This is a genomic window from Streptomyces sp. NPDC090798, from assembly GCF_044768965.1.
Lineage (GTDB): Bacteria > Actinomycetota > Actinomycetes > Streptomycetales > Streptomycetaceae > Streptomyces.
Map to the genome: position 1 here is coordinate 150,624 of NZ_JBIVXA010000009.1, position 17,704 is coordinate 168,327.

The 17,704-nt window shown below is 69.5% G+C and carries 15 protein-coding genes; 6 read left to right on the forward strand and 9 right to left on the reverse strand.

From position 1 onward, the window contains the following. Window positions 1-56: 56 nt before the first annotated feature. The 4 genes from ACIQTP_RS21120 (at window position 57) to ACIQTP_RS21135 (ending at window position 4,048) form a co-directional block, all read left to right on the forward strand. Window positions 57-992 (forward strand): ABC transporter ATP-binding protein, encoded by a 936-nt coding sequence (locus tag ACIQTP_RS21120; RefSeq protein WP_168511504.1) that lies wholly within the window; start codon window positions 57-59, stop codon window positions 990-992. Next, window positions 989-1,837, forward strand: coding sequence for an ABC transporter permease (locus ACIQTP_RS21125; protein WP_402045876.1), 849 nt, complete (start codon window positions 989-991; stop codon window positions 1,835-1,837). The genes ACIQTP_RS21120 and ACIQTP_RS21125 overlap by 4 nt, the downstream gene beginning before the upstream one ends. A gap of 139 nt (window positions 1,838-1,976) precedes the next feature. Beyond that, window positions 1,977-3,335, forward strand: a complete 1,359-nt coding sequence (locus ACIQTP_RS21130; RefSeq protein ID WP_403401759.1) for a histidine kinase — start codon at window positions 1,977-1,979, stop codon at window positions 3,333-3,335. After that, a complete protein-coding gene (locus ACIQTP_RS21135; RefSeq protein WP_403401761.1) occupies window positions 3,332-4,048 on the forward strand; it encodes a response regulator in 717 nt (238 codons plus the stop codon). Before ACIQTP_RS21130 ends, ACIQTP_RS21135 begins: the two co-directional genes overlap by 4 nt. On the opposite strand, the gene ACIQTP_RS21140 is transcribed toward ACIQTP_RS21135, so the two are convergent. After that, window positions 4,035-4,643, reverse strand: coding sequence for a YceI family protein (locus tag ACIQTP_RS21140; RefSeq protein ID WP_402045884.1), 609 nt, complete (start codon window positions 4,641-4,643; stop codon window positions 4,035-4,037). The two genes, ACIQTP_RS21135 and ACIQTP_RS21140, sit on opposite strands and share 14 nt — an antisense overlap. Before the next feature lie 495 nt (window positions 4,644-5,138). On the opposite strand from ACIQTP_RS21140, the gene ACIQTP_RS21145 reads away from it, so the two are divergent. Further along, window positions 5,139-6,728 (forward strand): acyl-CoA carboxylase subunit beta, encoded by a 1,590-nt coding sequence (locus ACIQTP_RS21145; protein ID WP_402045886.1) that lies wholly within the window; start codon window positions 5,139-5,141, stop codon window positions 6,726-6,728. A gap of 57 nt (window positions 6,729-6,785) precedes the next feature. Beyond that, window positions 6,786-6,980 carry an acyl-CoA carboxylase subunit epsilon gene (locus tag ACIQTP_RS21150; protein ID WP_402045888.1) on the forward strand — a complete coding sequence of 65 codons (195 nt, stop codon included), beginning with the start codon at window positions 6,786-6,788 and terminating at the stop codon, window positions 6,978-6,980. 158 nt (window positions 6,981-7,138) lie between these two features. On the opposite strand, the gene ACIQTP_RS21155 is transcribed toward ACIQTP_RS21150, so the two are convergent. From ACIQTP_RS21155 to ACIQTP_RS21190, 8 genes are all read right to left on the reverse strand, one after another. After that, on the reverse strand, window positions 7,139-7,720 hold the full coding sequence (locus ACIQTP_RS21155) for an ATP/GTP-binding protein (protein WP_026248371.1): 582 nt from the start codon (window positions 7,718-7,720) through the stop codon (window positions 7,139-7,141). Further along, entirely contained in the window at window positions 7,701-8,291 is a 591-nt protein-coding gene (locus tag ACIQTP_RS21160; protein ID WP_054235413.1) for a DUF742 domain-containing protein, read from the reverse strand. The genes ACIQTP_RS21155 and ACIQTP_RS21160 overlap by 20 nt, the downstream gene beginning before the upstream one ends. 94 nt (window positions 8,292-8,385) lie before the next feature. Beyond that, window positions 8,386-8,799 (reverse strand): roadblock/LC7 domain-containing protein, encoded by a 414-nt coding sequence (locus ACIQTP_RS21165; RefSeq protein WP_030948713.1) that lies wholly within the window; start codon window positions 8,797-8,799, stop codon window positions 8,386-8,388. A 10-nt stretch (window positions 8,800-8,809) separates the two neighbouring features. Beyond that, window positions 8,810-12,034: a nitrate- and nitrite sensing domain-containing protein gene (locus ACIQTP_RS21170; RefSeq protein ID WP_403401763.1), complete on the reverse strand. Its 3,225-nt coding sequence runs from the start codon at window positions 12,032-12,034 to the stop codon at window positions 8,810-8,812. A gap of 350 nt (window positions 12,035-12,384) precedes the next feature. After that, window positions 12,385-12,960 carry an ATP/GTP-binding protein gene (locus ACIQTP_RS21175; RefSeq protein WP_054235412.1) on the reverse strand — a complete coding sequence of 192 codons (576 nt, stop codon included), beginning with the start codon at window positions 12,958-12,960 and terminating at the stop codon, window positions 12,385-12,387. After that, window positions 12,941-13,339 carry a DUF742 domain-containing protein gene (locus ACIQTP_RS21180; protein WP_054235411.1) on the reverse strand — a complete coding sequence of 133 codons (399 nt, stop codon included), beginning with the start codon at window positions 13,337-13,339 and terminating at the stop codon, window positions 12,941-12,943. The genes ACIQTP_RS21175 and ACIQTP_RS21180 overlap by 20 nt, the downstream gene beginning before the upstream one ends. A 111-nt stretch (window positions 13,340-13,450) precedes the next feature. Further along, window positions 13,451-13,864, reverse strand: coding sequence for a roadblock/LC7 domain-containing protein (locus tag ACIQTP_RS21185; protein WP_010984127.1), 414 nt, complete (start codon window positions 13,862-13,864; stop codon window positions 13,451-13,453). A 9-nt stretch (window positions 13,865-13,873) separates the two neighbouring features. Beyond that, a complete protein-coding gene (locus ACIQTP_RS21190) occupies window positions 13,874-17,653 on the reverse strand; it encodes a nitrate- and nitrite sensing domain-containing protein (protein ID WP_403401766.1) in 3,780 nt (1,259 codons plus the stop codon). Window positions 17,654-17,704: the final 51 nt, after the last annotated feature.

Genomic DNA, 17,704 nt, shown 5'->3' on the forward strand with positions numbered 1-17,704 from the left:
GAGTGAGCAGTCTGGCGGGGGCAGGTCACAGGCCCCCCGAGCGTGAGGGAAGAACGATGATCGAGGCACATCAGCTGACGAAGCGGTACGGGGAGAAGACGGCGGTCGACCGGCTCGACTTCGTCGTCAGGCCCGGAACGGTCACCGGCTTCCTGGGCCCGAACGGCGCGGGCAAGTCCACCACCATGCGCATGATCGTCGGACTGGACGCACCGTCCGGCGGCAGCGTGACGGTCAACGGCAAGCACTACGCCGAGCACACCGCACCGCTTCAGGAGGTCGGCGCGCTGCTGGAGGCCAAGTCGATCCACCCGGGCCGCTCCGCGTTCGACCACCTGATGGCGCAGGCCTACACCCACGGCATTCCGCGCCGCCGGGTGGAGGAGGTCATCGAGCTGACCGGTCTGCAGTCCGTGGCGAAGAAGCGCGCGGGCGCGTTCTCCCTCGGCATGGGCCAGCGGCTGGGTATCGCCGCGGCGCTCCTCGGCGACCCGGCCACCATCATGCTCGACGAGCCGGTCAACGGACTGGACCCCGAGGGCGTGCTGTGGATCCGCAACCTGCTGACCGGACTCGCGGCGGACGGCCGTACGGTCTTCGTCTCCTCGCACCTGATGAGCGAGATGGCGCTGGTCGCCGACCACCTGATCGTCGTCGGCCGCGGTCGCCTGCTCGCCGACACCACCGTGCAGGAGCTGGTCCAGCAGGCCGGCGGTGACACCGTGACCGTGGCCTCCGACCAGTCGGCCCGCCTGCGCGAGGTCCTGGCCGGCCCCGGCGTCGAGATCACCGGCGAGGTCGGCTCCGAGGAACTGCACGTGACGGGTCTGTCCGCGCGGGCCATCGGTCTCAAGGCCGCCGAGCACGGCATCCCCCTGTTCGAGCTCAGCTCGCGGACCGTCTCGCTGGAACAGGCGTTCATGGACCTGACCCGTGACGCCGTCGAGTACCACGCCACCGCCACCGTCGAGGCCCCCGGGAGGGCGGCATGAGCACCATCACCGTCACCGACAGCTCCGCGCCCGCACCGGCGCGGACGGCACGTCCGGAGTACAAGGTCACCGGCCGGCGCGTGCTGCGCTCGGAGTGGGCCAAGCTGTGGTCGCTGCGTTCCACCTGGATCACCCTCGGTCTGGGCCTGCTGTTCCTGGTCGCGTTCGGCGTGATCGCCGCCGCGCACTACAAGTCCCAGATCAACTCGGGTGAGCGGCTGCGCCCGGACGACGCCTCGGCGACCGCGCTCAGCCTCTCCGTGTTCGGCACGAACTTCGCCCAGCTGGCGCTCGGCGTCCTGGGCGTGCTGGTCACCGCCGGCGAGTACTCCACCGGCATGATCCGCTCCACGCTGGCCGCCGTCCCGCGCCGCCTGCCGGTGCTGTGGTCGAAGGCGGCGGTATTCGGCCTGGTCGCCCTCGTCGTCTCCACCATCGGCGTCTTCATCGCGTTCATGATCACCAGCGGGATCGTCTCCAACACCCCCGCGGCCCTCACGATCTCCCACCCCGGTGTCGTGCGCAGCCTGCTGGGCGCGGGCCTCTACCTCGGCCTGGTCGGCGTGATCGGCACCGCCCTGGGCGCCCTGCTGCGCTCGGTCGCCGGCGGCATATCGGTCCTGGTCGCCTCGCTGATGCTGATCCCCGGCCTGATCTCGCTGCTGCCCACCTCGTGGCAGGACGACATCAGCCCCTACCTGCCCAGCAACGCGGGCCAGTCGATGTTCGCGCTCACCCACGACTCGACGACCCTCGCGCCCACGGCCGGGCTCCTGGTCTTCCTCGGCTGGACCGTGCTCGCCCTGGCGGGCGCCGCCTACCGCCTCCTACGCACCGACGCCTGACACCTGACACCCGACGGAGAGGCATCCGGAGGGACACCCGGAGGAACACCCGGACGGGGAGGCGGCCGGACACACAATGGACAGGTGACACCCATGAACGCGAACCGGTGACATCCATGAACGCGGACCAGTGACCCCCATGAGCATCGACGACACCGCCCACCGAGGGGCACCCTCCGACCTGCCCCTCGCGGAGGCGGAGCTGCCGTGGAACCATCCCCTGGCCCGCGGGCTGTCCCGGCTCGGCCGACGGCTCAAGCAGGGCGACCGGAACCATCCGTGGGTCCTGGACACGGGCGTGATCGTGGTCGTGGCGCTGATGTTCTGCGTACCGGACCTGGTGCACGACGACGAGGGCCGACGACACGCCTTCGACACCCAGGTCACCCACCTGCCCTGGCCGGTGACCGTCGCGCTGCAGGCCGGACTGGTCCTGCCGCTGCTGTGGCGGCGCCGGAGGCCGTCACTCGCCTTCGCCGTGATCGCCGCGGTGCTCTTCCTCCAGGTGGCGCTGGGAGTCTGGCTGCGCGCCGACGTCGCCCTGCTGATCGCCCTCTACAGCCTGGTGCTGCACGGACAGCTCCGACGGCTGCCCGTGGCCTGCGCGGTCACCGCGGCCGCCCTCGGACTGGTCGCCCTGCGGCTGCCGTCCGCGGTGTCCGTCCTGGACGCGCTGTTCTTCCTTTTCAGCACGATCACCGCGGCGGTCGCGCTCGGTCTGGCCGTACGCATCCGGCGCGCCCAGCTCGCCGTCCTGCGCGACCGTGCGACCCGCCTGGAGATCGAACGCGACCAGCGCAGCAAGCTCGCCGCCGCCGCCGAACGCACCCGGGTGGCCCGCGAGATGCACGACATCGTCGGCCACAACCTCTCCGTCATCATCACGCTCGCCGACGGTGGCGCGTACGCGAGCGACATCGCACCCGAACGCGGCAAGCAGGCTCTGCTGCTCATCGGCGACACCGGGCGTCAGGCGCTGGGCGAACTGCGCCGGATGCTCGGCGTGCTGCGCGAGCAGACCCAGACCCCCGCCGCGCCCCAGCTCAGCCCCCAGCCGGGCATCGCGGACATCGATGCCTTGTGTGCCCGGATCCGCGCCGCCGGCCCCCAGGTCGTCTACCGCACGGGCGGCGAGCTGGACACCCTGGACCGCGGCGTCCAGCTGACGGTGTACCGCATAGTGCAGGAAGCACTCACCAACGCACTCAAGCACGCGGGCCACGACACCCGCGTCGAGCTCGCGGTCGCCGTCAAGGACACGCGGCTGCACATCGACGTCCATGACACAGGCCGGGGTGGCGGTACGGTCCGTCCGGGGCCGCCCCAGGAGGAAGGACACGGACTCGCCGGCATGAGAGAACGCGCAGCCCTCTACAGCGGGACCGTCACCGCGGGACCCGCCCCCGGCGGAGGATGGACGGTGCGGGCCACCCTCGACCTCACCCCCCTGGCCGAGGCCGACGTCACCCCGCCGGCCGCCACAGGCGGTGCGGTGTGACCACCGTGCTCATCGTGGACGACCAGCCACTGCAACGCCTCGGCTTCCGGATGCTCCTGGAGAGCACCCCCGACACCGAGGTCGTCGGCGAGGCGGCCCACGGCGCCGACGCCGTGCGAAGGGCCGCCGAACTGCGCCCGGACGTGATCCTCATGGACGTACGGATGCCCGGCATGGACGGTATCGAGGCCACCCGTCGCGTGGTCGCCTCCGGTGACCGCTCCCGCGTCCTCATCCTGACCACGTTCGACCTGGACGAATACGCCCACGCGGCGCTGCGCGCGGGAGCCAGCGGATTCCTCCTCAAGGACGCCCACCCCGAGGAACTGCTGGCCGGTATCCGGGCGGTCGCGGCGGGCGACGCGGTGATCGCCCCCGCACTGACCCGCCGGCTCCTCGACGCCTACGCCAAGCACCTGCCCCGGGATTCGTCGAGCGGGCCGGGTCGGCCAGGTCAAAGGACGGCGGACGACCCCCGGGTGCGCGCGCTCACCGAACGGGAGTACGAGATTTTCGTCGCCATCGGCCAGGGCTGGAGCAACAGTGAGATCGCCGAGCGCCTGGTCGTCGCGGAATCCACCGTGAAGACCCATGTCGGCCGGGTCCTGGCGAAGGTCCAAGCCCGTGACCGCGTCCAGGCGGTCATCCTCGCCTACGACCTCGGCCTCGCCCACCCGAACCCACCCGACGAGCCCGGGCTCAGGCGTTCTTGATCGCCGAGATGTCGAAGGTCAGCTTGATCTTGTCGGAGACGAGGACGCCACCGGTCTCCAGGGCCGCGTTCCAGGTGAGGCCCCACTCGGAGCGCAGGATCTCCGCCTTGCCCTCGAAGCCGACGCGCTCGTTGCCGAAGGGGTCCTTCGCGGAGCCGTTGAACTCCAGGTCGATGGAGAGCGGCTTGGTGACGCCGAGGATCGACAGGTCGCCGGTGATCCGGTAGTCGTCGCCGCCCAGGGCCTCCGCCTTGGTGGAGCGGAAGGTCATCGTCGGGAACTCGTCGATCTTGAAGAAGTCGGAGCTCTTCAGGTGGCCGTCACGGTCCGCGGAGCCCGTCTCGATGCTTTCCATCTTGACGTCGATCGTGGCGGTGGACTTGGACGGGTCAGCGCCGTCCAGGTGCAGGGTGCCGTCGAAGTCCCTGAAGTAGCCCTTGACGTTCGTCACCATGGCGTGACGGGCGACGAAACCGATCTCCGAGTGGGACGGGTCGATCGTGTAGTCGCCGGTGAGGGCCGCGAGCTCGGAGCTCACAGCGGCGGGGGCCGTGGTGGCGGGGGTGTCGGTGGTCTTGCGGCCGAAGATGCCCATGACGTGCTCCTAGGGGGACGGGTCGCGGTTTCGTCGGGAAGTCGAGAGCCGCGGCAGAGAGTTTGTTGAAGATTCAACGAGGCCAACAAGGGAGACAGTAGACCTATTCCGTTCAAGTTTCAACATCATCCGCCAGGTGTTTACGACGTTACGTCGCGGTTCGCCGACCCGCTTCCCAGCGGTCACTCCCGGCGCTCCCGTGGCAGCCTGCGTATCCTCGCTACACCTGGACGGGGGTCGGGCCGATGGCCCGCTGTACGCCGAACGGGTCCCGTCCAAGGCTCCGTGTCACTCTAGGGATGGCATGGGCCCCTCACGAATGTGAGCGGGCTCTCAGCCCGCGGCTTTGTGTGACCTCTACAAGCCAGATGCCCTCTGAGCAGTCAGATCGCCTGCATGCCGTCGCGGTTCTGTTCAGGGGTACCAGGAAAACGGGCCGGAGACTGTACGGAGTCGACGGCCCGCTTTTCTTGTTCGACTTCGTATGGTCGCTACATGACCGTTTTGGATGAGGCCGCACCCTCAGGCGAACCCACGGACGCACGCGGGCGCGTGGCGGAACTGCACGCGATTCGTGCGGCGGCGCTGCGAGGACCCAGCGAGAAGGCGACCGAGGCGCAGCACGCCAAGGGCAAGCTGACCGCCCGGGAGCGCATCGAGCTGCTTCTCGACCCCGGGTCCTTCCAGGAGGTCGAGCAGCTGCGCCGGCACCGGGCGACCGGGTTCGGCCTGGAGGCCAAGAAGCCGTACACCGACGGTGTCGTCACCGGCTGGGGCACGGTGGAGGGCCGTACGGTCTTCGTCTACGCGCACGACTTCCGTATCTTCGGCGGCGCGCTGGGCGAGGCCCACGCCACGAAGATCCACAAGATCATGGACATGGCCATCGCGGCCGGCGCGCCGCTGGTCTCCCTCAACGACGGTGCGGGCGCCCGCATCCAGGAGGGCGTCTCCGCGCTCGCCGGGTACGGCGGCATCTTCCAGCGCAACACCAAGGCGTCCGGTGTCATCCCGCAGATCTCGGTGATGCTCGGCCCGTGCGCGGGCGGCGCCGCCTACAGTCCCGCGCTGACGGACTTCGTGTTCATGGTCCGTGAGACCTCGCAGATGTTCATCACCGGCCCCGACGTCGTCAAGGCGGTCACCGGCGAGGAGATCACCCAGAACGGGCTCGGCGGCGCCGACGTCCACGCGGAGACCTCCGGTGTCTGTCACTTCGCGTACGACGACGAGGAGACCTGCATCGCGGAGGTGCGCTACCTCCTGTCGATGCTCCCGCAGAACAACCGCGAGAACCCGCCGCACGTGGCCTCGCAGGACCCCGCGGACCGCCGCTCGGACGTCCTCCTGGACCTGGTCCCGGCGGACGGCAACCGGCCGTACGACATGGCGAAGGTCATCGAGGAACTCGTCGACGACGGCGACTACCTGGAGGTCCACGAGCGCTGGGCCCGCAACATCATCTGCGCGCTGGCCCGTCTGGACGGCCAGGTGGTGGGCATCGTCGCCAACCAGCCGCAGTCCCTCGCGGGCGTGCTGGACATCGAGGCCTCCGAAAAAGCTGCGCGCTTTGTCCAGATGTGTGACGCTTTTAATATTCCGATCGTCACCCTCCTGGACGTTCCCGGATTCCTGCCCGGGGTTGATCAGGAGCACGGCGGGATCATCCGGCACGGCGCCAAGCTGCTGTACGCGTACTGCAACGCGACGGTGCCGCGGATCTCGCTCATCCTGCGCAAGGCGTACGGAGGTGCCTACATCGTCATGGACAGCCAGTCCATCGGGGCCGACCTCACCTACGCCTGGCCCACCAACGAGATCGCCGTGATGGGTGCGGAAGGTGCGGCCAACGTCATCTTCCGCCGGCAGATCGCCGAGGCCGCCGACCCCGAGGCCATGCGCGTACGCATGGTCAAGGAGTACAAGGCCGAACTCATGCACCCCTACTACGCGGCCGAGCGGGGCCTGGTCGACGACGTCATCGACCCGGCGGAGACCCGCGAGGTGCTGATCCGCTCCCTGGCCATGCTGCAGTCCAAGCACGCGGACCTGCCCTCCCGCAAGCACGGCAACCCCCCGCAGTAACCCTGCGGATCCTCCGCGGTACCGCCGCGGAAACCTCTCTCACGGAGACTGAAACCTATGGACACCCCTGACATCCGCGTCGAGAAGGGCCACGCCGAGCCCGAGGAAGTCGCCGCCATCACGGCCATCCTCCTGGCCCGCGCGGCCGCCCAGCCGGACACCACCCCGACCCACCGTGGCCGTGCGAAAGCCGGCTGGCGCCGCCTGGAGCGCGAGCCCGGCTTCCGCTCCCCGCACAGCTGGCACGGCTAGCCCGCGGCGCCTCAGCAAAGGGAAGGGCCCGCTCTGTGAAGAGCGGGCCCTTCCCTTTGTCTTCGTCCCGGAGTGTCTTTGTCCCGGAGCGAAAGAAGGGGCGCCCTCTCCACTCAGTGGAGAGGGCGCCCCTTCTTTCGCTCCGCCGCGCGGAGGCGCTACCGCAGACGTGCCATCAGCGCGTGCTCGACCAGCGTGATCAGCGCCGACTTCGCGTCGGCGCGGTGCCGGGCGTCCGTCGTGATGATCGGCGTGTCGGGGCCGATCTGAAGGGCTTCACGGACCTCGTCCGGGTTGTAGGGCTGGTTGCCGTCGAAGCCGTTGAGGGCGATGACGAACGGCAGGCCGCTGTTCTCGAAGTAGTCGACCGCGGGGAAGCAGTCGGCGAGACGGCGGGTGTCGACCAGGACGATCGCGCCGATGGCGCCGCGGACCAGGTCGTCCCACATGAACCAGAAGCGGTCCTGGCCGGGGGTGCCGAACAGGTACAGGATCAGGTCCTGGTCCAGGGTGATGCGGCCGAAGTCCATGGCGACGGTGGTCGTCGTCTTGTCTCCGGTGTGCGTGAGGTCGTCGATGCCCGCGGACGCGGACGTCATGACGGCCTCGGTACGCAGCGGGTTGATCTCCGAGACGGCCCCGACGAACGTGGTCTTGCCCACGCCGAAGCCGCCCGCCACCACGATCTTCGCGGACGTGGTGGAGCGGGAAGGCCCTCCGCTAGAGCTTGCGAAGTCCACTGAGCACCCTTTCGAGCAAAGTCACGTCTGGCTGGCCGCCGGCGTTCTCGTCGCCGCCGGGCTGATGGATGGCGACCAGGCCCGCCTCCGCCAAGTCGGCGACGAGAATCCTGGCCACGCCGAGAGGGATCGTCAGCAGCGCCGAGATTTCGGCCACCGACTTGATCTCCCGGCAGAGGTTGCAGATCCGCTGATGTTCGGGCAACTGGCCCTGCATCTGGTGCGGTTGTGCGGTGGTGTGCACCAGTGCCTCGATGGCGAGCTGGTAGCGGGGCCTGGTGCGGCCGCCCGTCATCGCGTACGGGCGCACCAGAGGGTTGTTCGACGATCCCGCGGGCGCCGCCTCGGGGGTGCGTCGCTGCGGCTGCACAGGCTGGATACGCGGCGCCGGCGGCTGGTCGTACGGCGAGGGGCCGGGGCCCTGCGGTGCGTACGGCTGCTGGCGTCGGTGGCTCGGCGCGGAGGGGAAGTTGTATCGGTTCGGGTTCTGCGAACCGTCACCCTGGCCCTGCCCCTGGCCGGGGCCGTACGACCAGTTGCCCGAAGACGAACCGCCTGGGGGTGTTGCCACTTTCTCCTCCTCCGACTGTGCCGGGCACCCATAACTGTGGGACCGCGTCCCGAAACCTTACGGCCCCGGGACGCCAAGACGCACGGTCTGTCTGTTAGTTGAGAAGGCTCCCTTGGAGCTCCGCTCGAAGATCCGGGGTCAGAACCGTACCGGCACGGTCCACCAGAAGGGCCATCTCGTACCCGATGAGACCGATGTCCGCTTCGGGATGTGCAAGGACCGCGAGCGAGGAACCATCGGAAATGGACATGAGGAAGAGGAATCCTCGCTCCATCTCCACAACTGTCTGGTTCACGCTGCCGCCCTCGAAGATGCGGGACGCGCCCGCGGTCAACGAGGTCAGCCCGGACGCGACGGCCGCGAGCTGGTCGGCGCGGTCACGGGGAAAGCCTTCGGACATCGCCAGAAGGAGTCCGTCGGCGGAGACCACCACCGTGTGGGACACCCCGGGGGTGTTGTCCACGAAGTTGGTGATCAACCAGTTGAGGTTCTGCGCCGCCTGGCTCATCGGGCTCACACTAACGCTCCTGGTTGTAGGTGCTGTCAGGACCGAGGCCCTGGCCGTTCGTGTCACTACCTGCATTGCGTCCCTGCTGGACGCCGCGGCGCAGGTTGCTCAGCCTGCCCCGGATGTCCTCGGGAGCGCGGGAGACCTGGGGGCCGCCCTGTGGGGTCGTTTCCGCGGTTCCCTCGACCAGATTGGCCTTGGGCACCCGCCGGGGAAGACCGGACGAGGTGACCCCGCCCGCCTTGGGCTTCTTGAGCTGCTCGGCGCGCTGCCAGCGGTTGTCGTTGGACGTGCGCCAGTCGCCGTCGCCGTTGCTCGCGGTGGCCGCAGGCGGTGTCTGAACCCCCCGGGTGCCATGGTCCACGGGCCGCTGGCCGTTGGTGCCGCTCGCGGTGGATCCGCGGCGCGGCAGCCCGGCGTCGGTCAGCTCATGGGGGGCGGAGGGGGTCGGTCCCGGACGGCTGAAGCCTACGCGGTCCTGCTCACTCACGTCAGCGGCCTGCGAAGATTCCGCTTCGGGAGCGTACTCGGACGGGTAGCCGTTGCGGTACGAGTCCTGCTGCGGCCAGTCGTCCTGGTAGGACGGCTCGTCGAAGGTCGAGAAGGTGTCCGAAGCGGAACTCCGGGCTCCCGTGTGCTCCTCCTGGACCGGCTCGGCATACGCGGGTTCCGGGTAGCCGCCGTTCGACGGGAAGTACGTCTCGTCGTACGTCCCCTGCTGCGGTTCCTCGTACGCCGTCTGCTGGTCGTACGAGGCCTGCTGCTCCTCGTAGGCACCCTGGCCGTTGTCGTACCCGGGCTGCCCGTTGCCGTAGGCGGCCTGAGCGTCGTCGTACGCGGGCTGGGGGGCCTCGAAGTCCTCCTGGTACCTCGGAGCCTCGATGGCCTCCGGCTGGCCCTGTGCCTGGGCCTCCAGGGCCGCACGGCGCTCCTCACGCATCAGCGAGCGCCCCACGGGGTCAAGCTCCCGGATGTCGTCGGGGACCTCCGTGTAGCGGCTGTCGTCGAAGCCGAGTTCGGCGGCGGTGCGCATCGGCTGGGCCTGGGACTGGAAGGCCTGCTCCGGCTGGAAGCTCTGCGGCTCCGGGATGATCTGCGAGACGGTGAACTCGTCGCGCTGGAGCTGCTGTTCGCCGCCGCCACCACCGTGGGTGATCGCGTCGGGGAGCATGACGAGCGAGGTCGTTCCGGCCTGCTCGCCGGAGGGGCGCAGCTGGACGCGGATGCCGTGCCGGTCGGACAGCCGGCCGACCACGAACAGGCCCATGCGCTGCGAGATCGCGGCGTCCACGGTCGGCGGGTTGGCCAGCTTGTGGTTGATGTCCGCGAAGTCCTCGGCGGTGAGGCCGATGCCCTTGTCGTGGATCTCGACCATGATGCGGCCGTCGGGCAGCCGGGTCGCGGTGACGCGGACCTTGGTCTGCGGGGAGGAGAACGTGGTGGCGTTCTCCAGGAGCTCGGCGAGCAGGTGCACGAGGTCGGTCACGGCGCGGCCGTGGATCTCGGCCTCCGGGACGCCGGAGAGCTCGATGCGCTCGTACTGCTCCACCTCGGAGGAGGCGGCGCGCAGCACGTCCACGAGGGGCACCGGCTGGTCCCAGCGGCGGCCGGGCTCCTCGCCGGCGAGGACGAGGAGGTTCTCGCCGTTGCGGCGCATACGGGTCGCGAGGTGGTCCAGGCGGAAGAGGTTCTCCAGCTGGTCCGGGTCGGCCTCGTTGTTCTCCAGGTCGGTGATGAGGGTCAGCTGGCCCTCGATCAGGGACTGGTTGCGGCGCGACAGGTTGGTGAAGATCGCGTTGATGTTGCCCCGCAGGAGGGCCTGCTCGGCGGCGAGCCGGACGGCCTCGCGGTGGACCTGGTCGAAGGCGCGGGCGACTTCGCCGATCTCGTCCGTGGTGGTGATCGGGATGGGCGTGACACGGGTGTCGACGCGGCCCGGGTCGGTGCGCGAGAGCTGGTCGACCAGCATCGGCAGACGCTGCTCGGCGACCCCGAAGGCCGCGTTGCGCAGCTGGCGCATCGCGCGGCTCATCTGGCGGGCCATGAGCCCGGCCAGGATGAAGGCGGCGAGCAGGGCGATCACGACGATGGCGCCGTTGATGTAGGCCTGGCGCTGGGCGTCGGAGGCGATGCTTCCGGCGTCGTTGACGGCCCGGTCGATGAGTTCGTTCTCGACCTGGCTGTAGCCCTGGAACTTGAGGGTGGCGGCGGCCATCCACGTCTCGGGGGTGATGCCCTGCGTGGCGAGCTGGGTGGGCGTGGCGCCGCTGGCGATCGCCTGGATCATCTTGTCCATGGCGGGCGGCGCCACGAAGGTCCCGCCCGCGGCCTCGGTCTTGCTCTTGGCCGCGGCCAGCTGGCTCTTGCCCTCGGCGGTCTTCTGATCCATGACCGTGGTGAGCCGGGCGTAGTCCGCCTCGGTACCACCGGAGACGTACTCCTGAAGAGCGATGTTCTCCAGGTATGCGTACGAGGTGAAGGAGGTGAGCTGCTGCGCGTGGTTCTTGGTGTTGGTGCTGGGCTTGATCAGCAGGTGGGTGCCGATCGAGCGCTGCAGCGACTCGGCGCCCTTGGCGAGCGCGATGGCGTACACCGAACGGCCGTAGCTCGTGATGTTGCCGGTGCCCAGGCCCAGCTCGTTCGAGAACTCCATGAGGAGGTGCTCGACGGTGACGTAGCCCTCTTCGGTCTTCACCGGGTCCATGGACTTGGTGAAGGCGGCCCTGCGGATCTGGTCCAGCTGGGGCTCGGCCTTGATCACCAGGCTCAGCCGACGCTCGAGACCCTGCTTGGCCGGCATGCCGACGACTTCCTTGTGGAAGGCGTCGGCCATCTGGTCGGTGGTCGCGCGGACCTTCTTGACCGTGGCGTTGTTCCGGTCGCCCTTGAGCAGTGGCTCGGCGGACACGTCGCGCTCGTTGAGCAGAGCCTCGGCGTAGTCGCTGGAGGCCGCCACGATCTTGGCGACCTTCTCGGCGTCGCGGGCCTCCTGCCAGGTGTCGATCGAGTTCTTCACCTGGAAGCCGCCCATGATGAGGCCGACGATCACGGGTATGAGCAGGATCGCGTTCAGCCTGGTGGGTACGCGCCAGTTACGGGGGGACAGACGACCGCCGCTCGGCGCGGGCGCCGGCGTGGGCTCCGGGACGGGCACCTGTGCGGGCGCCGCGCCGCGCGGCGGCGGGGTGAAGTTGCCCCGTGCCGACGGCTCGGGACCGTTCTTGCTTCGCCTCACTCGACCAACAACCTCTCGGCGTCGGCACCTACGTTGTGCCGCGGTGTCTCCAGCGCCCTTGACTACTGGGCAGTTCAGCGCATTCCAGCACGTCAGGCAGCGCCCTTCCAAACACTCGGAACTGCTGGTTCCGGGTGACGTATCCCCTAGATAAAACGGTCATAAAGAGCGAGCCCCGTCAAAAGACGGGGCTTTTGTGAGCGCAGCGACACCAAGTGACCGCGATGCGTGTCGGTGTCCACCGAATTCCATGTCGAAACGTTATGAACACTGTGGCCGACCGTGTCAAACGACACAGCCGGCTCCAATGTTCCTACGACAACTGTCTTATGAAGCTGTCGACTTGAGTGCTAGCGCAGACGTGCCATGAGCGCGTGCTCGACCAGTGTGATCAGCGCGCTCTTCGCATCTGCACGGTGTCGGGCGTCCGTCGTGATGATCGGGGCGTCCGGTCCGATCTGGAGCGCCTCGCGCACCTCTTCGGGGTTGTAGGGCTGATGTCCGTCGAAGCCGTTGAGGGCGATGACGAACGGCAGGCCGCTGTTCTCGAAGTAGTCGACCGCGGGGAAGCAGTCGGCCAGGCGGCGGGTGTCGACCAGGACGACGGCACCGATGGCGCCGCGGACCAGGTCGTCCCACATGAACCAGAAGCGGTCCTGACCCGGAGTACCGAAGAGGTACAGGATCAGGTCCTGGTCCAGGGTGATGCGGCCGAAGTCCATGGCGACGGTGGTCGTCGTCTTGTCTCCGGTGTGCGTGAGGTCGTCGATGCCGGCGGACGCGGACGTCATGACGGCCTCGGTGCGCAGCGGGTTGATCTCCGAGACGGCGCCGACGAACGTGGTCTTGCCCACGCCGAAGCCGCCAGCCACCACGATCTTCGCGGAGGTGGTCGTCCGACCTCCGTCAGAGCTTGCGAAGTCCACTGAGCACCCTTTCGAGCAAAGTCACGTCCGGCGCGCCGCCGTTGTTCTCATCGCCGCCAGGCTGGTGAATGGCGACGAGTCCGGCCTCCGCGAGGTCCGCGACGAGGATCCTGGCCACACCGAGCGGCATGGACAGGAGGGCCGACACCTCGGCCACCGACTTGACCTCACGGCACAGGTGGCAGATCCGCTGGTGCTCGGGAAGCAGCCCCATCAACTGCGCGGGGTCGGCCGTAGTGCTGATCAGTGCCTCGATGGCGAGTTGGTACCGCGGCCGGGTCCGGCCGCCGGTCATCGCGTACGGACGTACCAGCGGCTGGTCGCCCTCGTCCCCGTACGGCTGTGCGTACGGATCATGAGAGGCGGTGGGCGGGGTCATGAATCCTCCGGGCGGGACAGCAAGTCGGTCATTCGTGCCGTCTGTTGGGGCCGGTGGGGGGATTGTGGCGGCCGGACGGTGATTTCGTGCAGTCTCTAGAACCAGGGCCCTTTAGTGGAGCAGACTTCCCTGGAGTTCAGCGCGCAGGTCCGGCGTGAGTACGGCACCCGCCCGATCGACGAGGAGCGCCATCTCGTAGCCGACAAGGCCGATGTCGCACTCCGGGTGGGAGAGGACCGCCAGGGACGAGCCGTCCGAGACGGACATGAGGAAGAGGAAGCCGCGCTCCATCTCGACGACCGTCTGGGCCACCGTGCCGCCCTCGAAGATCCGGGAGGCCCCGGCGGTCAGCGAGGTCAGGCCGGAGGCGACGGCCGCAAGCTGGTCGGCGCGGTCGCGTGGGAATCCTTCGGACATGGCCAGAAGGAGCCCGTCGGCGGACACGACGACGGTGTGGGACACCCCGGGGGTGTTGTCCACAAAGTTGGTGATCAACCAGTTCAGGTTCTGTGCCGCCTGGCTCATCGGGCTCAACTAACGCTCCTGCTGGTGAGTGGGGCTGGGGAAGCTGCCGGTCTGGCCGGAACCGGCCTGTCGACCCTGCTGAATGCCCCTACGGAGATTGGTCAGCCGGCCGCGTACGTCATCAGGCGCACGGGAGACCTGCGGACCAGTTTGGTGCTGTTGCTGCTGTGCCGTGCCCGCGACGAGGTTGGCTCGCGGGACGCGGCGCGGCAGGCCTGAGGTGGTGACCCCGCCCGCCGACGGTTGACGGACGCGTTCTGCCTGCCGGACGAGGTCGTCGTTCGGCGAGGTGCGCCAGTTGGCGGAGGCCGGTGCGGCGGCCGGCCGTTGCGGTGGTGCTGTGGGGGTCTGCGGCGGCTGCTGCGAGGGCTGCGAGCCGTTGGCGTGGACGCCGTTGTTCTGGGCGCCGTTGTGAGCTCCGTTGGGGGAGCCGTTCTGGGCGCCGTTCGCCTGACCGTGGAACCAGTTGGTCTCCAGCGTGTCGTACAGCGGCGTACGTCCGTCACCGGGGCCCGTCGCCGGCGGCAGCGCCTCGGGCTCCTGCGGACGCGTGGGCCGCTGCTGCGGGGGCGCCGGGCGCTCGAACTGGCCGGTGGACGAGGGGTCCTGGCGGTTGCCGTAGCCGGGCGTCGCGAACTGGCCGGTCGACGACGGGTCCTGGCCGTTGCCGTAACCGGGCCGGGCGAACTGGCCGGTGGACGAGGGGTCCTGGGAGGCGCCGTAGCCGGGCGTCGCGAACTGGCCCGTGGACGAGGGGTCCTGGGAGGCGCCGTAGCCCGGGGTGGCGAACTGGCCCGTGGCGGACGGGTTCGGAGCGGCCGGAGCCGCGCCCGAGGAGCCGTACACGTCGGGGCGGACGAACTGACCGCTGTTCTGCCCGTTGTTCTGCGGCGCGTTCATGCCGGGGCGCGGGGCGTCGAAGTCGGGACGGGGGAACCCCGAGGTGGCGGCGGGACCCTGGCGGTCGTCGATCCGCGGCATCTCCGAGGTCGCGGCCGGGTCCTGCCGGTCGTCGATCCGGGGCATGCGCGAAGTGGAGTCGGGTTCCTCGTGACCGCGCGGGGCGTCGAGGGACGCGCGCGGCACCGGCGGCTGCGCGTTGTCGTCGCTCCAGCTCGGCCGGGACTGCTGCGGGCTGCCACCGGGCAGCTCCGCACGCGGACCACCACGTCCGGGCAGCTGCGGCCTGCGACGGCCGCCGCCCTTGTTGCCCGCGGGCTGCTGCGGAGGAGCGGCCGCGGGGCCGCTGTTGTCACCGAAGTCGAAGCCCTGGCGGGTCGCGGGTCCGTCGCCGAAGCCCTGGGGGGCACCGGTTCCGGCGGCCTGCAGACCCTGCGGACCCTGCCCGAAGGCACCCGCACCGGCCGGGGCCGGCCTGCCCTGGTTGCCGGGACCCTGCGGTCCACGCGCCCCACCCGGGGCACCCGGGCGACCGCCCTGGTTGCTGCCGGGGAGCGCGGCCCGCGGACCCTGACCGGCGCCGACCTGTCCGCGCTGCGGCGGGGCACCGAGGAGACCGCCGCCGCCACCGGCGGGGGCACCCGCCCCGAGGGACGGACCGCCGCCCTGGCCGCCACGGCGGGCCGCCGCGACACCGGCCGAGGCCTGTGCGGCGGCCGGACCACCGGAACCACCCGGACCCGGCTTGCCCGGAGCCTTCTTGCCGCCCTGGGCGACATCGACGGGGAGCATGACGAGCGCGGTGGTGCCACCGGAGTCGGACGGACGCAGCTGGATGCGGATGCCGTGCCGCTGCGACAGACGACCGACCACGAACAGACCCATGCGGCGGGAGACGGAGACGTCCACGGTGGGCGGCGAGGCGAGCCGCTCGTTGATCGCGGCGAGGTCCTCGGGGGAGAGGCCGATACCGGTGTCGTGGATCTCGATCAGCACGCGGCCGTCGGGCAGCGCGTGACCGGTGACCTTGACCTTGGTCTGCGGGGAGGAGAACGAGGTGGCGTTCTCGAGGAGCTCGGCGAGCAGGTGCACGAGGTCGTTGACGACTCGGCCGGCGACCTGCGTCGTCGGGACCGAGGCCAGCTCGATGCGCTCGTACTGCTCCACCTCGGAGGCGGCGGCGCGGAGCACGTCGACCAGCGGGACCGGGCGGGTCCAGCGGCGGCCGGGCTCTTCACCGGCGAGAACGAGGAGGTTCTCACCGTTACGGCGCATGCGGGTCGCGAGGTGGTCGAGCTTGAAGAGGGAGGACAGCTGGTCCGGGTCGGCCTCGCGGGACTCCAGCTCGGAGATGAGCGAGAGCTGACGCTGGATGAGGCCCTGGGAGCGGCGCGAGAGGTTGGTGAACATCGCGTTGACGTTGCCTCGCAGGAGGGCCTGCTCGGCGGCGAGTCGTACGGCCTCGCGGTGCACGTCGTCGAAGGCCGCGGCCACCTGGCCGATCTCGTCCCGGGAGTGCACACCGACGGACTCGACGGAGGTGTCGACGTCCTGCGGGTCGGACTCGGAGAGCTGCTTGACCAGCTCGGGCAGACGGTCCTGGGCGACCTTGGTCGCGGTGTCCTGGAGCCGGCGCAGCGAGCGGATCATGGAGCGGGCCACGACGAAGGCGCCGACCAGCGAGACACCGAGGACCAGCAGGATCAGCGCACCGGAGATGATCGCTTCCTGCTGGGAGGCGTTCTTCAGCTCACGGGCCTTCTGCTCCATCTGGTTGAGCAGCGTCAGCTCGATCTTCGACATCTGCTCGATCTTGGCCGTGTCGTCGTCGACCCAGTCCCTGTACGAGCGCTTGTCCTGGGTGTTCAGACCGCCCGTCGAGCCGAGTACGCGGTTGGAGTACGCGTCGGCGGCCTGGATGGTCGGGTTGCCCTGGTCGATCGGCTTGGTGAGGTCTTCCGCTCCGGAGCCGTAGATGCTCGCGAAGCTGGTGCGCTCGGACGCCTCGCTGTCCTGCGCGGAGTTCGCGTACAGCCGGTCGTTCTCGGAGAGCTGGCCGAAGGTGGTGTTGCTCGCGGGCAGCGCGGCGGCGATGACGGCGCGCTGGACGGAGGCGTACTCCTTGGCGGAGGAGAAGGCCGACAGGGCGCGGGTGCGCGAGATCATCTCCGGGTTGCTGGTCGCCTCGGCCATGTCCTGGGAGAGGCCGATCAGCTGGGTGATGAGGCGGTGGTACCCGTCGACCGTCTGCGAGGAGTTCTTGGGGTCGCTGTAGGCGCCGTTGCGGATGGTGCTCAGCTTGTTCAGCTCGCCCGCGATGGCCACGAGGCTGTCACGGACACCGGTGAGCTGTCCGTTCGCGCTGGCGGTGTCGATCTCCTGCGTGCCCTGGATGAACTGCTGCTTGGCGACGTCCGTCGCGTCGCGGACGCCCTTGACCGTGATGTCGTTGGGCTTCGCGCCGTGCGCGAGCGGGCCGGCCGACTGGTCGCGCTCCTTCTGGAGAGCGGCGGCGAGCTCGGTCGCCTGCTGGGTCATGTCGGTCAGCAGCTTCATGTTGTCGAGCTGCTGGATGTCGTCCATCGACTGGTTGATGCGCAGGGCACCCAGGGTGGTCGCGGCGACCACGGGGAGCGCGAGCAGCGACACCAGACGCGTGGAGATGCGCCAGTTGCGCAGGGCTATTCGGGAGCCGGGGCCGGGGGGACCCTTCGGCTTCGCGGGTGGTTGGTCGGGAGCCTTCGCGCCGGGGCGCGCGGAGCGCTCACCGCCGCCGAGTTCTGATTGTCCCGGGTTCTGGGCGTGCTGGGGCGAGGAACCGCGGTCGGTCCCGCCGTGCGGCTCCGGCTCCGCCGAAGCGCTGCCATCCCTCTTGAAACGTCCCTGCACTAGCGTCGCAACCTCTGGACCAGGCGCCCCTCCGCGAAAACGGCGGGACGG

Bases quoted from the DNA above. Each gene is read 5' to 3' on its own strand.
- ACIQTP_RS21145 (WP_402045886.1), top strand. From the start codon at position 5,139: ATGACCGTTTTGGATGAGGCCGCACCCTCAGGCGAACCCACGGACGCA.
- ACIQTP_RS21120 (WP_168511504.1), top strand. From the start codon at position 57: ATGATCGAGGCACATCAGCTGACGAAGCGGTACGGGGAGAAGACGGCG.
- ACIQTP_RS21185 (WP_010984127.1), bottom strand. From the start codon at position 13,864: ATGAGCCAGGCGGCACAGAACCTGAACTGGTTGATCACCAACTTTGTG.
- ACIQTP_RS21125 (WP_402045876.1), top strand. From the start codon at position 989: ATGAGCACCATCACCGTCACCGACAGCTCCGCGCCCGCACCGGCGCGG.
- ACIQTP_RS21165 (WP_030948713.1), bottom strand. From the start codon at position 8,799: ATGAGCCAGGCGGCGCAGAACCTCAACTGGTTGATCACCAACTTCGTG.
- ACIQTP_RS21180 (WP_054235411.1), bottom strand. From the start codon at position 13,339: ATGACCCCGCCCACCGCCTCTCATGATCCGTACGCACAGCCGTACGGG.
- ACIQTP_RS21140 (WP_402045884.1), bottom strand. From the start codon at position 4,643: ATGGGCATCTTCGGCCGCAAGACCACCGACACCCCCGCCACCACGGCC.
- ACIQTP_RS21150 (WP_402045888.1), top strand. From the start codon at position 6,786: ATGGACACCCCTGACATCCGCGTCGAGAAGGGCCACGCCGAGCCCGAG.
- ACIQTP_RS21130 (WP_403401759.1), top strand. From the start codon at position 1,977: ATGAGCATCGACGACACCGCCCACCGAGGGGCACCCTCCGACCTGCCC.